Origin of the sequence: Mycobacterium sp. B14F4, from assembly GCF_039871645.1 — a bacterium.
GTDB lineage: Bacteria > Actinomycetota > Actinomycetes > Mycobacteriales > Mycobacteriaceae > Mycobacterium.
The window spans coordinates 250,431-264,494 of the sequence record NZ_JBDPMF010000007.1 but is presented as its reverse complement, the minus strand read 5'-3'; the positions used below and the strand labels follow the sequence as shown (position 1 = coordinate 264,494).

The following is a 14,064-nucleotide window of genomic DNA, read 5'->3' as shown; positions in this document are numbered from 1 at the left end:
GCGTCAAGCCACGCCCAGGTAGGCGGCTCGAATGCTGTCGTCGGCCAACAGATCCCGGGCGCCACCTTCGCGCGTCACCTCACCCGTCTCCAGGATGTAGGCCCGGTCCGAGCGGCTCAGCGCCTGCTGGGCGTTCTGCTCGACGAGCAGCACCGTGGTGCCTTGCGCGTTGATCTCGGCGATGATCTTGAAGATCTGCGAGATCACCATGGGCGCCAGGCCCATCGACGGCTCGTCGAGCAGCAGCACCCGGGGGCGGGCCATCAGCGCCCGGCCGATCGACAGCATCTGCTGCTCGCCGCCCGACAGTGTCCCGCCGACCTGGTTGCGCCGTTCGGCCAGCCGCGGGAAGGTCTCCAGCACCCAGTCCAGGCGCTCACGGTGCTGCTGCTTGGAATCGAATTTTCGCCCGTAGCATCCCATTTCGAGATTCTCGACGACGGTCATGCCGGGGAACACCCCCCGCCCCTCCGGCGCCTGCACCAGTCCCCGGACCACGCGGTGGTGGGCCTTGACCTTGCTGATGTCGGCGCCTTCAAACCAGATCGATCCCGAGGTCAGCGGCAGCAGTCCCGAGATCGCCCGCATCGTCGTGGTCTTGCCGGCGCCGTTGGAGCCCAACAGTGTCACGAGTTCGCCCTCGTGGACCGTCAGCGAGATCCCGTGCAGAGCACGGATCCGCCCGTATTGCACGACGATGTCCCGCAATTCGAGAACAATGGGCCGTGGGGCCTCAGTCGGCTGCGTCATCGGGCACCCCCAAATAGGCCGCGATCACCGTCGGGTCCTCGCGGATCTCGGCGGGCAGGCCGTCGGCGATCTTGCGGCCGAATTCCAGCACCACGATGCGGTCGGTCACGCCCATCACCAACCGCATGTCGTGTTCGATCAACAGCACGGTGTACCCGTCGTCGCGGATCTTCTGGATCAGCTCGATCAATGCGGCCTTCTCGCGCGGGTTGAACCCGGCCGCCGGCTCGTCGAGGCACAGCAGCTTGGGCTCGGTCGCCAGCGCTCGGGCGATCTCCAGTCGGCGCTGATCGCCGTACGGCAGGTTCTTCGCCTTCTCCTCGCCGCGGTGGGCGATGCCTACAAAATGAAGCAGCGCCGCCGAGCGCTCGATCGCCGACCGTTCCTCACGGCGATGACGCGGAGTGCGGATTAGGGCGCCGGGAACGGAGGTGTGATGTCTGGCGTCGGTCCCCACCATGACGTTCTCCAGCGCGGTCATCTCGCCCCACAACCGAATGTTCTGGAAAGTGCGGGCGATTCCGCGGCGGGTGATCTGATGCCGCTTGATCCGGCCGAGCGGCGCACCGTCGAAGGTGACCGTCCCCGACGTCGGGCGGTACACCCCGGTGATCGCGTTGAAGCAGGTGGTCTTTCCGGCGCCGTTCGGGCCGATCATGCCGAGGATCTCACCGCGCCGGATTTCGAAGGTCAGCGAGTCCAGGGCCGTCAAGCCGCCGAACTTGACCGTCAACTCCTTTGTCTGCAGCAGAATTTCGCCTTCGGCGGCCCGGATGTCGCGGTGGACACCGGCCAGTTCCTCGATTGTCACCTCACTGACTCCTTCTCCGAGGAATTCAACAGGTTGCGCGCGGCCCTGCCGTAGGCGAGGAGCTGCTGGCGCGCCGGGAACAAGCCCTGCGGCCGGAAGATCATCAGCACCACCAACGCTATACCGAAGAACAGATACTTCAGATCGCCCAGGTTGATGCCGAGGAATTCCACGCCCAACAACCGGTTCGGCAGATAGACGATGACGAACGCACCGACGATCACGCCCAGCTTGTTGCCTTGTCCCCCGAGCACCACCGCACACAGGAACAGCATCGAGTTGATGATGTTGAACGTCGGTGGCGCCACATACTGGACCTGACCGGCATACAGGGCCCCGGACAGTCCGCCGATCGCCGCTCCGATCACGAAGGCCCAGAGCTTGAACCGGAAAGCGTTGACGCCCATGATCTCCGCTGCGTCTTCATCCTCCCGCACAGCGATCCATGCTCGCCCGACCCGGCTGCGTTCGAGATTTCCCACGAGCATGAGGATGACGACGATGAGCACCAGGCCCAGCCAGAACCACCAGGTGCCGTAGTTCGCGTCACCCGTCGAATTCGCGCTGGAGAACACCCCTTCGGGAAGTCGCTCGCTCTCCCCGACCCGGGGGTACTCGACGCCCGGCAGGCCTCGGGGCCCGTTGGTGATGTCGGAGAGATTGTCCGCCATCAGGCGGATGATCTCGCCGAATCCGAGGGTGACGATGGCCAGATAGTCACCGCGCAGTCGCAGCGTCGGGGTGCCCAGGATCAGGCCGGCTAGTGCCGTGATCGCCATCGCCAGCGGTATGCATGACAGCCACGCCCAGTCCTCGCTGAAGAGCCCCGTGGGTCCCGTCTTGTTCCACGGACTGCTCGGACTGGTCAACAGTGCGACTGTGTAGGCGCCCACGGCGTAGAAGCCGACGTACCCGAGGTCGAGCAGCCCCGCCTGGCCCACCACGACGTTGAGGCCGATCGCGATGATCGCGACCATCGCGAACTGCGCCATGGTTCCGCCGAAGCTGATGTTGGGGGTGTTCAGGAACGGTGGCGGGAACAGGGGTAGCAACGCGAGTGTGCCGAAGGCCAACACACCGAAGCCCCACTTCTGCACCCGCGACAGGCCCTCCCACCATCCGCGCAGCGCGTCGCCGGGGGCCAGCGCCTTACTAGAGAGACTCATGCACGGGCCTTCCCGAGGCTCTCACCGAGTATCCCGGTGGGACGGAACAGCAGCACCAGCACCAGCAGCACGAACGCCACGACGTCGCGCCACTGGGTCCCGAACACCGCCTGGCCGTAGTTCTCCATGATGCCCAGCAGCAACCCGCCGAGCAGCGCGCCGCGCAAATTGCCGATACCGCCGAGCACGGCCGCCGAGAACGCCTTGATCCCCAGCAGGAAGCCACCCGAGTAGATGATGCCCTGCGGCACCTTGAGCGTGTAGAGCAGCGCCGCAGCGCCCGCAAGCAGGCCCCCGATCAGGAATGTGGTCATGATGACGCGTTCGCGGGATACGCCCATCAGGGTCGCGGTGGTGGGATCCTGGGCGACCGCGCGGATGCCACGGCCGAACTTGGTGCGGTTGATCGCCACGTCGGTCATCAACGCGAAGATCATCGCGGCCACGACGATGATCAAGGTGATGTTGCTGACCGCCGCACCGAAGATCGTGAACTGAGTCTCGGGCTCTACCAGGCGAATCGGCTGTTGTGCGTTGGACCCGCCGTAGCCGTCGATGATCTTCGGGAGGATGAAGTGCACGAACTCCTGAAGCGCGAACGACATGCCGATCGCGGTGATGAGGAACGAGAGCCGCTCTGCGTTGCGCCTGCGCAGCGGCCGGTACGCGACCGCTTCCAGGCCGACGGCCGTCGCGCCGGACACCAGCATCGCGAAGACCATCGCGATGGCCAGATACAGCACCGTCAGCGCGATCCCCACGTTGTAGCTGTTACCGCTGGGCGTGAAGCCGAGGATCATGTCCAGGCAGAAGTAGGCGCCGAACATGCCGAGCATGAACACTTCGGAGTGCGCGAAGTTGATCAGCTTGAGCACGCCGTACACCAGCGTGTAGCCGACCGCCACCAGTGCGTAGATCGCACCCCAGGACAGGCCGTCGATCGTCAATTGCCAGAAGCCGTCTCGCAGACCGTCCAGATTGAAGTTGATGTTGGCGGCCAAGCAGGCGTACTCGTCGACGCACTGGGAAATCATCCGGCGGCAGGCTCCTCGCGAACGCTGTGATGACGAGAACGCGCCCGAGCCTTACGGTCTCGGACGCGTTCTCGGTCGGCCTCTACTGGACCTTGTAGATCCAGATCAGGCTGGTGGTCAGCTCCCCGTTCGGGGTCCACTGATACTGCCGTGCCACGCCCTGGCCGTTGTAGTTGCGCACGAACTCCAGCAGCGCGGGCCGCGTGATGGCGCCCGAATCGATGCCCTTGAGCAGGATCGTGCCGAGGTCATAGCCCTCGGCGCTGTAGGTCCCGGGTTCCTGGTTGAACTTCTTGGTGTACTCGTCGGCCCACGCACCGGTCGCCGGACCGCACGGGCACGACAGGACCGCATCCTTGGCCGATTCACCGGCCTGCTTGACGAACTCGGGATCCTTGACGCCGTCACCGGTGACGAAGGTGCCTTCGAAACCGCCGTCCTTCAATTGCTGGGCGAGCGGTGCCGCCTCGGCGTAGTACCCGCTGAAGAACACACCGTCGGGTGCGGCGCCCTTCAGCTGGGTCACCGCCGCCGAGAAATCCTTGTCGCCCTTCTTCACCGAGATGTTGCACCCCGGATCGGCGACCGGACCGAGGGTCTCGCGGATGGCCTGGGCCAGCCCGAGTCCGTAGTCGGTGCTGTCGTCGACGACGCAGACCTTTCCGAAGCCGAGCCCGTTCTTCATGTAGTTGGCCACCGAGGGCCCCTGCACACCGTCGTTGCCCAGGCCGCGGAAGAAGGTCCGCCAGCCCTTCTCCGACAGCGTGACATTCGTCGCCGATGCGGTGGCCGCGACCAGTCCGGCCTGGTTGAACACGTCGCCGGTGGCGTTGGTCTCACCGGAGAAGGCCGGGCCGATCAGGCCGATGGTGAACGCGTCATCGACGATCTGCGGCGCGATCTGTGTGGCCTTCTGCGGGTCGCCCTCGGTGTCGAAGGTCTTCAGTTGCACCTGGCAGCCCGGGTTGGCGGCGTTGTGCGTGTCGACGGCCAGTTGGATGCCGTTCTTGATGTTGATGCCCAGCGCGGCGTCGGGTCCGTTGAGTGCGCCCGCCATTGCCAGCGACACCGGCGGGCACTGAGCGTTACCGTCACCGGCCGGATCGGCGGCCGCAGCCTCCTGGGGCGGTGGGATCTCGGCGCCGTTCTCGTCGATCTGCACCTGCTCGACGATCTTCAGGTCGGCCTGCGCGCCGTCTCCGTCACTCGGCTGGGACTGTTGGCAGCCGGCTATGCCGAGCACAACCAGGCTTGCGCCACCGACAGCAAATGCTTTCCGTGCCACGCCACCGCGCACGCTTCACCTCCGGGTCATTGATTTGGTCGGCGTCGGCGCCCAAGCCGAAGCAGGCGGGGGCGGCGACGCTTCGGGACGACCATAGCCAACGCATGGCCGCAGTGCGTGCTGTTGGGAAATGCGCGACGACCGTCCGGTGTGCGTACCCGCAGAAGTGCGGGGTCGGAAACGCACTCTTAACGGTTCGACACCCATTAGCTGGACGCCGCGGTGTCGCCGGGCGTGTCGAGAGTTTCCATCACCACCTCGGCGACCCGCCTCATGGTGGTTCGGCGGTCCATGGCGGCGCGCTGAATCCACTTGAACGCCTCCGGCTCGGTCATCCCCTGCCTGGCCTGCAGCAAACCCTTCGCGCGCTCGACCAGCTTGCGGGTCTCCAGCCGGTCGGACAACGTCGCGACTTCCTGCTCCAGAGCGGAGATCTCGCTGAACCGGCTGACCGCCACCTCGATGGCCGGGATCAGGTCGGTAATGGTGAACGGCTTGACCAGGTACGCCATCGCGCCGGCGTCGCGGGCCCGCTCGACCAGTTCCCGCTGACTGAACGCGGTCAGGATGACGATGGGCGCAATGCGCTTGCCGGCGATCTCCGATGCCGCGTCGATGCCGTCGCGCCGCGGCATCTTGACGTCCATGATCACCAGGTCCGGTTTGAGGCTCTCGGCCAGATCGACCGCCTGCTGCCCGTCACCGGCCTCACCGACGATCTCGTATCCCTCGTCGCGCAACATCTCGGCCAAGTCCATCCGGATGAGCGCCTCGTCCTCAGCGACGAGAACTCGGCGTGCCTTCTGACTGTCGGCTGGTGACCCGGTCATGGGTGACATTGTGGCGGTAGCGGCCGCGTTCGGCGACCTCGGGTCATCCTCTATCGTGGTAAGCCGCGCATGAACGCCCTCGTAGCCCAATTGGCAGAGGCACACGACTCAAAATCGTGACAGTGTGAGTTCGAGTCTCACCGAGGGCACTTCCCGGACGCAAACTCTCGTCAAAGTGTGCAGGTCGTCGACAATGCCGGCGCTACGCTTCGTAAGTGGACATGAGGTTTCGGCCCGTTTGCGTGCCCGAAGTGGCACTGGAGAGTCGAATGCCCGCCCGGGTCCGCCATCACGCCGAGAACGCCGCCCGCCACCGCCGGGTACTGAACGTGACAGCGATGATCAGCGCGGGCATCACCGCGTTCTTCGCCGTCCAGGGCCTGCTGATCGGGCAGGACACCTGGTGGATCGCCGCGGTGAACTTCGGCAGCGCAGCGGTTTTCGTGATGATCCCGCTGCTGTGCCGGTTTGGTGAACTGTTGGCGCCATTGGTGTTCTTCACGGTCGCCTACGCCCAGATCACCGTGCTCTGCATCCATCTCGGCACGGGTACTGGCCTTCAGTTCTACTTCGTCGTCGCCGCAGCGATCACCGTCGTCGTCCTCGGCATCGACCACATCCTGTTGGCGTCGGCGCTGGCGGCCATCGGCGCGGTGACGGTTGTCGTCCTGGAATTCTTCGTCCCGAATGACACCGGAAGTCAGCCCCCGTGGGCGTTCACCCTGTCCTTCGTGCTGACGGTGGTAACAGCGTGGATCCTCGTCATGGCAACACTGTGGTACGCCCTGCGCGAGATCCGTCGTGCCAGGGAGGCGATGGAGGCGGAGTATGAACGTTCGGAGCGGCTGTTGACCAACATCCTGCCCGCGTCCGTCGCCGAACGCCTCAAGGACCCGAGCCGCACCGTGATCGCCGACAGGTACGACGACGCGTCGATACTCTTCGCCGATATCGCCGGCTACACGAAACGGGCCAGCGACACCCCGCCCGACGAGCTGGTCAGGTTCCTGGACCGGCTCTACACCGATCTCGATGCCCTCGTCGACCGGCACGGGTTGGAGAAGGTGAAAACCAGCGGCGACTCCTACATGGTCGTCAGCGGCGTGCCCCAGCCGAGGCCGGATCACATCGAGGCGCTGGCCTGTCTGGCGTTGGACATGGCCGACGCCGTCGCCGAGCTCAGGGATCCGCGCGGTCGTGAGGTACCGCTCCGGATCGGACTGGCGGCAGGGTCAGTGGTCGCCGGGGTGGTTGGGGCGCGCAAGTTCTTCTACGACGTGTGGGGCGATGCCGTCAACGTCGCATCACGCATGGAAACCACCGATGTCGTGGGCAAGATCCAGGTGCCGCAGGACGTCTACGAACGGCTCAACGACTCGTTCGTGCTCGAGCGCCGCGGCGAGGTCGACGTCAAAGGCAAAGGAGTCATGACGACCTGGTACCTCGTCGGTCGCCGCGACGAGGAAGCGGTGCGCCGCGCCGTGGAAACCGAACCGCTCAGCGGTCGGAGAGCTCAGTCGGTTTGAGCCGTTCGGCCAGCGCGCCGAGCCGCCACAGGGTTTCGCGGTTGCGCGGGTACACGGCGACGTCGGACAGCCGGTTCGGCAGGACGGCGGCGGGTCCGCTGACCGGGAACTCCTGCATCTCGACTCGGCAGCCGTCGGGAATGTCGCTGAGCCGCAAAGCGATCCGAGCACCCCCGAATGGACGGCCCTTGGCGTGCAGCACCAGTTCCTCCAAGGGCACGCTCTTCTCGACCACTGTTTCGTCATTCAACAGCAGCGGCCACACACCGACCGAGTGGCGGATGGAGGCGCCGGGCGCGGGCCAGTTCGCGTCGACGGCGCGCATCCGGCTGTTACCGACCACCCACTGCGAATACGTCCATCCGTCGGCCATCACGTCCCACACCTGCCGGCGAGAGGCATGGATATCTCGAGTCACGGTCACGCCGGAGATATACCCGCATCGCGCGAAACGACGCACGGCCGCTTTAACAGCTGCAGGATCACCGCGGTCACCTCGACGGGCCGCTCCTCCATGACGTAATGGTCGGCGCCGGTCAGTCGGGTCAACGTGGCTCCGGGTATGTGATCGGCCAAATCGCGCACGGTGGCGAAGGGGATGTAGCGATCGCGGTCGCCCCAAAGGGGCTGCTTCCTGCTCGGTACGGCGCTCACCGAAGCCCCCGGCGACGCGGAGGTACGCGCGATCGTCGAGGACACGATGGAGGCCTTCACCGCCACCTTCGCCGACCGACACTCAACACCCTGGCGGTCCGGGCCCGGACCGGGGCGGACCGCCGGGAGTTGGACGCCCTCATCGACGCGACCATCGCGGTCATCTGCGCTGCGCGCGACTGACCCGCCGGATCAGACCTTGCGGTTCTCCGACTTGATCAGCCAGGCCAGCTTCTCCAGGCCGTCGATGAGCTGATGCAGGATGTCGGCGGTGCTGGGGTCCTCGGCGTCGACCGCGTCGTGCACCACGCGGATCGTGTCAACCGTGGCGTAGATGCGGCCCGTGATCAGATCGACGACCTCGCCGGTGCTGAGCTCGTAGGCCGGGAACTCCGGCAGTGAGGTGCCGGCCGCGACGGTGTCCGACCGGCCATCTGGCACGGCGTCGAGGGCACGCATGCGCTCGGCGATCGTGTCACTGGCCTCGCGGGCGAAGTCGACGAGTTCGTCGAGCTGAAGGTGCAGGTCGCGGAAGTTCGTCCCGACGACGTTCCAGTGCGCCTGCTTGCCCTGCAGGTGCAGTTCGACCAGGTCGACCAGAACCCTCTGCAGGCTGGCGCTCAGCTCGGGTGACGCCTGGAATCCTTGTACTTCTACCTCTGTACGACGTGTTGATGTGCCCATGACTCCTTCAACGCCTCCTTATCTGGATTAAGTCCAGTTTAGCGCGTGTCGGCGGTCACATCGGGTTGCTGCTGATCCTGCTTCTCCAGCAGGCGGGCGTAGCCGGCCCCCATCCCCAGCAGGACCAAGCCGACGACGATGAACACCGCCACCCGGAAAATTCCGTCCAGGGTGCCCAAGTCGAAGAGGAACAGCTTGGCCATCGCGGCCGCGACCAGGGCCAGTCCCCCACCGATGGGCATCGACCGGTCAGGGCGCGTCAGCCGGGCGGCGTACCCGAACAAGGCCGCCGCAACCACGATCCAGCAGATGGTGGCGGCCATATGACCGGCGAAGAAGCCGCCGTCCGGGCCGCCGACCAGTACGCCTGCGGTCACGGTGAACGTGGTGACCGCATAGATCGCCACCGATGCCGACGCCGCCCACGCCGCAGAGTCCCGGCGCGGCAGGGACCAGACCAGCACTGCGGCGAACGCGGTGAGCAGGACACTGGCGATGAGCGTCGACACGGCGTGCGCGACCGTCATCTCCGTCGGTTCGACCAAGAACACGGGCGGCGCATAGCTCAGGTAGAAACCGGCGCCGACGACCGCGAAGCCCGTCGCCGTCCATCTCGCAACCCGAAGGCTGCGTCCCGCGAGCGCCGTCACCAGGGCCATGGCCAGCAGCACCGGGCCCACGAGGTACCCGTCGAACGCCAGCAGCACGGCCATCAGCGCCGAGACCGCCGACAGCGCCGCCCACACAGTGCGCACGATCCGGTCGCCGCCGGGGGACCGATCGCCGAGCAGTACCAGCGCCAGCATCACCGCGGCCAGCGCAGCGGCCATGAGCGCGGCGACGGTCCGGTCGACGGCCAGGCCCGCGCACAGCACGGGCAGCGCGCCAGCAGCGGTCAGCAGCGCCATCACCGCCTTGTTGCCGGTGTGCGGCAGGAGGATCAGCGCCGAGGCGATGGCCAGTGCAGCCGCGATGCCGCATGCACCCGCCAGCCATGGATCGGTCCCGTCACCGTCGTGGACGGCGGCGAGCGCCACCAACAGCGGCAGCGTGCCGGCGGCGATGCGCGCGGCGTGCAGCCAGATCCAGTCCTTGCCTAGTTGCACCGGCAGGGACGCCGCCGACAGCGCCAGCATGAACCCGACGAGCAGCAGCGAGATGCCGCCGACCACGACAGGTGCGAGCACGAGCAGCGGGACGAGTACCAGGAGTCCGAGGTGCTCGGAGTTCCACCGGCGCGCCATGGTCAGTCCACCGCCGCCGATGGCCGCGGCGATGATGAGTCCGACGGGCGCCACCACCCAGTCGTAGATGGTCGTGGCGGCGATGACGTCCATGTAGGCCGCCGCAATACCGGTGGCGGCCAACGCGATCGCGCCCGTGCGGCCGCCGGGACGGGTGTACAGCCAGGCGCCGGCGCCCACCAGCGCCGCCGCCAGCACAGCGCCGGCCGCCACCCTGATCTCGGGTCGCAGAATGCCGGCCTGAGCGGCCAGCACCAGCAGCAGCACGACGCCGATGAGCGTGACAGCGACGCCCGCGACCGCGAGCAGCTTGCCGATCCAGCCCTGGTCGCGCGGCGGTCGCGGCGCAGGCGGCGGGACCGGCACGGGGGTCGGGGCCGGCGCAGGCGGCGGGGGCGGCGGCGCCTGGTACTGCGGATACTGCGGCACATACTGCGGCGGCCAGTACGGCGGCGGGGAGACTGCAGGACGCTGCGCCAACACCCGGTCGAGCTCGGTCAGATCGGCCGACGCCCGGGCCAGCTGCTGGGAAAGCGCGGCGAAATCGGCGGACAGCCGGGCGATGACGGCACGATGCGGTTCGGTCATGTCCGCCATCCTCACCGCCGTGCGGCCGCTGCGGATGAGTAGGACTACTCGTCCAACCCGTGTTCGATTGCGTAACGGGCCAGTTCGACGCGGTTGGCGACCTGCAGCTTGCGAAATGTCGCCTGCACGTGGTTCTCGACCGTGCGGTGGCTCAGCGACAGCCGGCTCGCGATCTGCTTGGCGGTCATGCCTTTCGCCACGTACCGCAGGATCTCGGTCTCGCGCTCGGTCAGGCTCGGGGTCTGCGGCCCCGGTGTCTGCGCGATGCGGCGGTACTCCCCCAGCACCAGCCCAGCGAGACCGGGGGTGAACACCGCCCGGCCTTGGGCGGTGGCCCGCACCGCATCGCCGAGTTCCTGCTTGGAGGCGCTCTTCACCAGATAGCCCGTCGCCCCGGCCTTCACCGCTTCCAGCACGTCGTCGCGCTCATCGGAGGCCGACAACACCAGGATCCGCGACGACGGCGACACCGCGAGCACCTCGGCCGTCGCCCGTGCGCCGTCACCGTCGGCGAGCCGCATGTCCATCACCACCACATCGGGGCGGACGACGGCGGCCCGGCGCCCCGCCGCCGCCACCCCGTCGGCGGTGGCGACCACGCTGAAACCGGCCTCGGCGAGGTCGCGGGCCACCGCGTCGCGCCAGATGGGATGGTCGTCGACCACCATCACCGTCGGGGTACCGTCAGTTCCCATTCCGTCCCGCTCCCTGGACCGGTGTTGAGCTCGGCACTGCCGCCCAGCCAAGTCAACCGTCCGACAATCGATTTCGATACTCCCACCCGTCCCTCGCGGACGGCCTCGGCGAGCCGACCGTCGGGGATGCCGACGCCGTCGTCGCGGATGCTGACGGTGACCGTGTCCCCGAGATCTTCCAGCAGCACATAGGCGTGCGCGTCGGGACCCGCGTGGGCGGCCACGTTGTCGAGAGCGTTGCCGGCCGCCGCGACCAACTCCGCGGCCACCCTCGCGTCGAGGAACACCGGGTCGGCCGGCAGGCTCACCGAGACGCGGTCGGATGCCCGCTGCCGCAGCAGCGTGCCGACGTCGGTCATCGCGTCGTTGCGGGACTCGGCCTCGGCGGAGCTGACCAGCCGCCGCAGCGCGCGTTCCTGCTCGCCGGCCAGTTCGGCGAGTTCTGCTGTCTCGCCGCCGATTTCGCGACCCCGGCGGGACACCAGGGCCAGTACCTGGATCGCGCCGTCGTGCACCTCGCGCGACAGGCGCTCGCGCTCCTGGTGCGCGGCCGCCACTCGTGCCGCCTGTTCCAGCTCGGCGTGCGCGCGGCGGGCGGTCTGGACGGCCATCCCGACCACGAGACCGACCGCGAGTTCGATGACGATGGTGGCGTTCCGGCCGAGGTCGTAGTTGATGAAGCCCTTGACGATCGTGCTGGCGATCATCACGACCACGCCGGTCAGCATCCCGGCGATCGGCCCCGCCACGATGGCGGCCGAGATGGTGGCGTTGGTGGCCCACAACGTCGTCGGCCACGATTGGTTGTCGAAAGCCCACTGTGGTGAGGCGACGACCCTCGTCGACAGGATCAGCACCGCCACGACGACGATCTCGGCCACCACCCACGCCGGTCGCCTGCCGAAGCCCTGAAGGTATGCCAGCGCGCATGCGGCGCTCCACGCGATCAGCACGGCGAACAGCACCCAGGCCAGGGCGGGTCGGTCGAGGTTGTCGTTGACGGCGATCTGGAAGCCGAGCGCGTAAAGACAACTCAGCAGCCGGAACACCTGCGCGGCGCGCCACAGTGGCGTCGCCGGATCCGGTGCGCTGTCCGGCATTGGACTTACAGCACCTTGGACAGGAACGCCTTCGTGCGGTCGTGTTGCGGGTTGCCGAGCACCTCGCGGGGCGGTCCGCTCTCCACGACGACGCCGCCGTCCATGAACACCAGCTGGTTGGCCACCTCGCGGGCGAAGCCCATCTCGTGGGTCACCACCACCATCGTCATACCTTCTGAGGCAAGCTTTTTCATCACCTCGAGTACTTCGCCGACCAGCTCGGGGTCCAGCGCCGAGGTCGGCTCGTCGAACAGCATCAGCTTGGGGTTCATCGCCAGCGCCCGCGCGATCGCCACACGCTGCTGCTGGCCGCCGGACAGCTGCGCGGGATACGCGTCGGCCTTCTCCGACAGCCCGACCTGCTTGAGCAGATCCCTCCCCCGGGCGATGGCGTCATGCTTCTTCATCCGCTTGACGTGGATCGGCGCCTCGACGAGGTTCTCCAGCGCCGTGCGGTGCGGGAACAGGTTGAAGTGCTGGAACACCATGCCGATGTCGCGCCGCTGCTTGGCCGCGTCGCGGGGGGACATCTCGTACAACTTGGTGCCCTTGTCGCGGTAGCCGATCAACTCACCGTCAACGTACAGCCGGCCTGCGTTGACCACTTCGAGATGGTTGATGCAGCGCAGGAACGTCGACTTGCCCGACCCCGACGGCCCGACCATCACCAGCACCTCGCCCCGGCCGATTTCGAGCGTGATGCCCTTGAGGACCTCCAGGGCGCCGAAGCTCTTGCAGACACTTTCGGCCTTCACCATCGGGGTCGTCATACGTGTCCCTCCGCGGTCTGCGCCTTGGCCAGCGCCTCGAGCTGCTTGGTCGTCAACTTCCGCGAGGCGCCGCGCGAGAAGTGGCGTTCCAGGTAGAACTGGCCGACCATCAGCACGCTGGTGACCACCAGATACCACGTCGCCGCCACCAACAGCAGTGGCACGGGTTCGAAGATGCGCGCCGCGATCTCACGCGACGTGATGCCGTACAGGTCCAGCGTGAACGGCACCGCGGTCACCAGCGAGGTCGTCTTGAGCATGCTGATGACCTCGTTGCCGGTCGGCGGGATGATCACCCGCATCGCCTGCGGAAGTACGGTGCGGCGCATCGTCATTCCCCACGACATGCCCAGCGCCGTCGAAGCCTCGGCCTGCCCCTCGGGCACGGAACTGATTCCGGCGCGGATGATCTCGGCCATGTAGGCCGCCTCGTTGAGCGCCAGCCCGATGATCGCCAGCAGGAACGGGATCGACAGCGCCTGCAGGTCCAGCTGGAAGAACGTCGGGCCGAACGGCACGCCCAGCCGGATGTTCTGGTAGATGGTCGGGATCAGGCCCCAGAACACCAACTGCACGTACACCGGGGTGCCGCGGAAGATCCAGAGGTACACCCAGGACACGGATCGCAGCACGGGATTCGGCGACAGCCGCATCACCGCGAGCACCACACCGAGCGCAATCGCCCCGACCATCGAGTAGATGGTCAGCTGCAGGGTGTTGACGACACCGACCTTGAGGACCCGCTCGTTGAACAGGTACTCCGAGTACGTCGACCAGCGATACGCATCGTTGGTCGCGGCGCCGTAAAGGAACAGCGCGACGAGCACGAGGATGACGACGGCCGCCACCCACCGCCACGGATGCCGCAGCGGTACGGCGTCGATCGCGGCGGGGACGGCGGGTGGCGAGGTGTCGACATCGGTCATC

At 67.0% G+C, this 14,064-nt stretch carries 15 protein-coding genes and 1 tRNA gene; 2 read left to right on the top strand and 14 right to left on the bottom strand.

Annotated features, from left to right (window positions below; translation table 11 throughout):
* Window positions 1-3 precede the first annotated feature (3 nt).
* The 6 genes from ABGB19_RS20335 to ABGB19_RS20310 all read right to left on the bottom strand — a co-directional run bounded on the left by ABGB19_RS20335 (window position 4) and on the right by ABGB19_RS20310 (window position 5,876).
* Complete coding sequence (locus tag ABGB19_RS20335) at window positions 4-750, bottom strand: ABC transporter ATP-binding protein (protein ID WP_347687786.1); 747 nt, start codon at window positions 748-750, stop codon at window positions 4-6.
* Window positions 734-1,561 (bottom strand): ABC transporter ATP-binding protein, encoded by an 828-nt coding sequence (locus tag ABGB19_RS20330; RefSeq protein ID WP_347687785.1) that lies wholly within the window; start codon window positions 1,559-1,561, stop codon window positions 734-736. The genes ABGB19_RS20335 and ABGB19_RS20330 overlap by 17 nt, the downstream gene beginning before the upstream one ends.
* The gene (locus ABGB19_RS20325; RefSeq protein ID WP_347687784.1) at window positions 1,558-2,727 is read right to left on the bottom strand and encodes a branched-chain amino acid ABC transporter permease; all 1,170 of its coding nucleotides are present in this window, start codon (window positions 2,725-2,727) and stop codon (window positions 1,558-1,560) included. Before ABGB19_RS20325 ends, ABGB19_RS20330 begins: the two co-directional genes overlap by 4 nt.
* Window positions 2,724-3,761 carry a branched-chain amino acid ABC transporter permease gene (locus ABGB19_RS20320; RefSeq protein ID WP_347687783.1) on the bottom strand — a complete coding sequence of 346 codons (1,038 nt, stop codon included), beginning with the start codon at window positions 3,759-3,761 and terminating at the stop codon, window positions 2,724-2,726. Before ABGB19_RS20320 ends, ABGB19_RS20325 begins: the two co-directional genes overlap by 4 nt.
* An 82-nt stretch (window positions 3,762-3,843) precedes the next feature.
* On the bottom strand, window positions 3,844-5,058 hold the full coding sequence (locus tag ABGB19_RS20315; RefSeq protein WP_347687782.1) for a branched-chain amino acid ABC transporter substrate-binding protein: 1,215 nt from the start codon (window positions 5,056-5,058) through the stop codon (window positions 3,844-3,846).
* A gap of 194 nt (window positions 5,059-5,252) precedes the next feature.
* Window positions 5,253-5,876 (bottom strand): ANTAR domain-containing response regulator, encoded by a 624-nt coding sequence (locus tag ABGB19_RS20310; protein WP_347687781.1) that lies wholly within the window; start codon window positions 5,874-5,876, stop codon window positions 5,253-5,255.
* A 75-nt stretch (window positions 5,877-5,951) separates the two neighbouring features.
* Here ABGB19_RS20310 and ABGB19_RS20305 point away from each other — a divergent pair.
* Window positions 5,952-6,025 (top strand) — tRNA-Leu (locus ABGB19_RS20305).
* A gap of 120 nt (window positions 6,026-6,145) precedes the next feature.
* On the top strand, window positions 6,146-7,402 hold the full coding sequence (locus tag ABGB19_RS20300) for an adenylate/guanylate cyclase domain-containing protein (protein ID WP_347687780.1): 1,257 nt from the start codon (window positions 6,146-6,148) through the stop codon (window positions 7,400-7,402).
* Here ABGB19_RS20300 and ABGB19_RS20295 read toward each other — a convergent pair.
* The 8 genes from ABGB19_RS20295 to ABGB19_RS20260 form a co-directional block, all read right to left on the bottom strand.
* Window positions 7,374-7,826, bottom strand: a complete 453-nt coding sequence (locus tag ABGB19_RS20295; protein WP_347687779.1) for an SRPBCC family protein — start codon at window positions 7,824-7,826, stop codon at window positions 7,374-7,376. The genes ABGB19_RS20300 and ABGB19_RS20295 overlap by 29 nt on opposite strands.
* Window positions 7,823-8,116 carry an alpha/beta hydrolase gene (locus ABGB19_RS20290; protein WP_347687778.1) on the bottom strand — a complete coding sequence of 98 codons (294 nt, stop codon included), beginning with the start codon at window positions 8,114-8,116 and terminating at the stop codon, window positions 7,823-7,825. The genes ABGB19_RS20295 and ABGB19_RS20290 overlap by 4 nt, the downstream gene beginning before the upstream one ends.
* A 132-nt stretch (window positions 8,117-8,248) precedes the next feature.
* Window positions 8,249-8,740, bottom strand: a complete 492-nt coding sequence (locus tag ABGB19_RS20285; protein ID WP_347687777.1) for a DNA starvation/stationary phase protection protein — start codon at window positions 8,738-8,740, stop codon at window positions 8,249-8,251.
* A 38-nt stretch (window positions 8,741-8,778) separates the two neighbouring features.
* A complete protein-coding gene (locus ABGB19_RS20280; protein WP_347687776.1) occupies window positions 8,779-10,572 on the bottom strand; it encodes a DUF2339 domain-containing protein in 1,794 nt (597 codons plus the stop codon).
* Between the two features lie 44 nt (window positions 10,573-10,616).
* Window positions 10,617-11,267, bottom strand: coding sequence for a response regulator transcription factor (locus ABGB19_RS20275; RefSeq protein ID WP_347687775.1), 651 nt, complete (start codon window positions 11,265-11,267; stop codon window positions 10,617-10,619).
* Window positions 11,240-12,367, bottom strand: coding sequence for a DUF5931 domain-containing protein (locus ABGB19_RS20270; RefSeq protein ID WP_347687774.1), 1,128 nt, complete (start codon window positions 12,365-12,367; stop codon window positions 11,240-11,242). Before ABGB19_RS20270 ends, ABGB19_RS20275 begins: the two co-directional genes overlap by 28 nt.
* A 5-nt stretch (window positions 12,368-12,372) precedes the next feature.
* On the bottom strand, window positions 12,373-13,125 hold the full coding sequence (locus ABGB19_RS20265; RefSeq protein WP_347687834.1) for an amino acid ABC transporter ATP-binding protein: 753 nt from the start codon (window positions 13,123-13,125) through the stop codon (window positions 12,373-12,375).
* Between the two features lie 8 nt (window positions 13,126-13,133).
* Window positions 13,134-14,063 carry an amino acid ABC transporter permease gene (locus tag ABGB19_RS20260; RefSeq protein WP_347687773.1) on the bottom strand — a complete coding sequence of 310 codons (930 nt, stop codon included), beginning with the start codon at window positions 14,061-14,063 and terminating at the stop codon, window positions 13,134-13,136.
* Window position 14,064 lies beyond the last annotated feature (1 nt).

Excerpts from the sequence above, each read along its gene's own strand:
- ABGB19_RS20335 (WP_347687786.1), bottom strand. The coding sequence starts at position 750 with ATGACGCAGCCGACTGAGGCCCCACGGCCCATTGTTCTCGAATTGCGG.
- ABGB19_RS20280 (WP_347687776.1), bottom strand. The coding sequence starts at position 10,572 with ATGACCGAACCGCATCGTGCCGTCATCGCCCGGCTGTCCGCCGATTTC.
- ABGB19_RS20275 (WP_347687775.1), bottom strand. The coding sequence starts at position 11,267 with ATGGGAACTGACGGTACCCCGACGGTGATGGTGGTCGACGACCATCCC.
- ABGB19_RS20320 (WP_347687783.1), bottom strand. The coding sequence starts at position 3,761 with ATGATTTCCCAGTGCGTCGACGAGTACGCCTGCTTGGCCGCCAACATC.
- ABGB19_RS20300 (WP_347687780.1), top strand. The coding sequence starts at position 6,146 with ATGCCCGCCCGGGTCCGCCATCACGCCGAGAACGCCGCCCGCCACCGC.
- ABGB19_RS20325 (WP_347687784.1), bottom strand. The coding sequence starts at position 2,727 with ATGAGTCTCTCTAGTAAGGCGCTGGCCCCCGGCGACGCGCTGCGCGGA.
- ABGB19_RS20270 (WP_347687774.1), bottom strand. The coding sequence starts at position 12,367 with ATGCCGGACAGCGCACCGGATCCGGCGACGCCACTGTGGCGCGCCGCG.
- ABGB19_RS20310 (WP_347687781.1), bottom strand. The coding sequence starts at position 5,876 with ATGACCGGGTCACCAGCCGACAGTCAGAAGGCACGCCGAGTTCTCGTC.
- ABGB19_RS20260 (WP_347687773.1), bottom strand. The coding sequence starts at position 14,063 with ATGACCGATGTCGACACCTCGCCACCCGCCGTCCCCGCCGCGATCGAC.
- ABGB19_RS20285 (WP_347687777.1), bottom strand. The coding sequence starts at position 8,740 with ATGGGCACATCAACACGTCGTACAGAGGTAGAAGTACAAGGATTCCAG.
- ABGB19_RS20265 (WP_347687834.1), bottom strand. The coding sequence starts at position 13,125 with ATGGTGAAGGCCGAAAGTGTCTGCAAGAGCTTCGGCGCCCTGGAGGTC.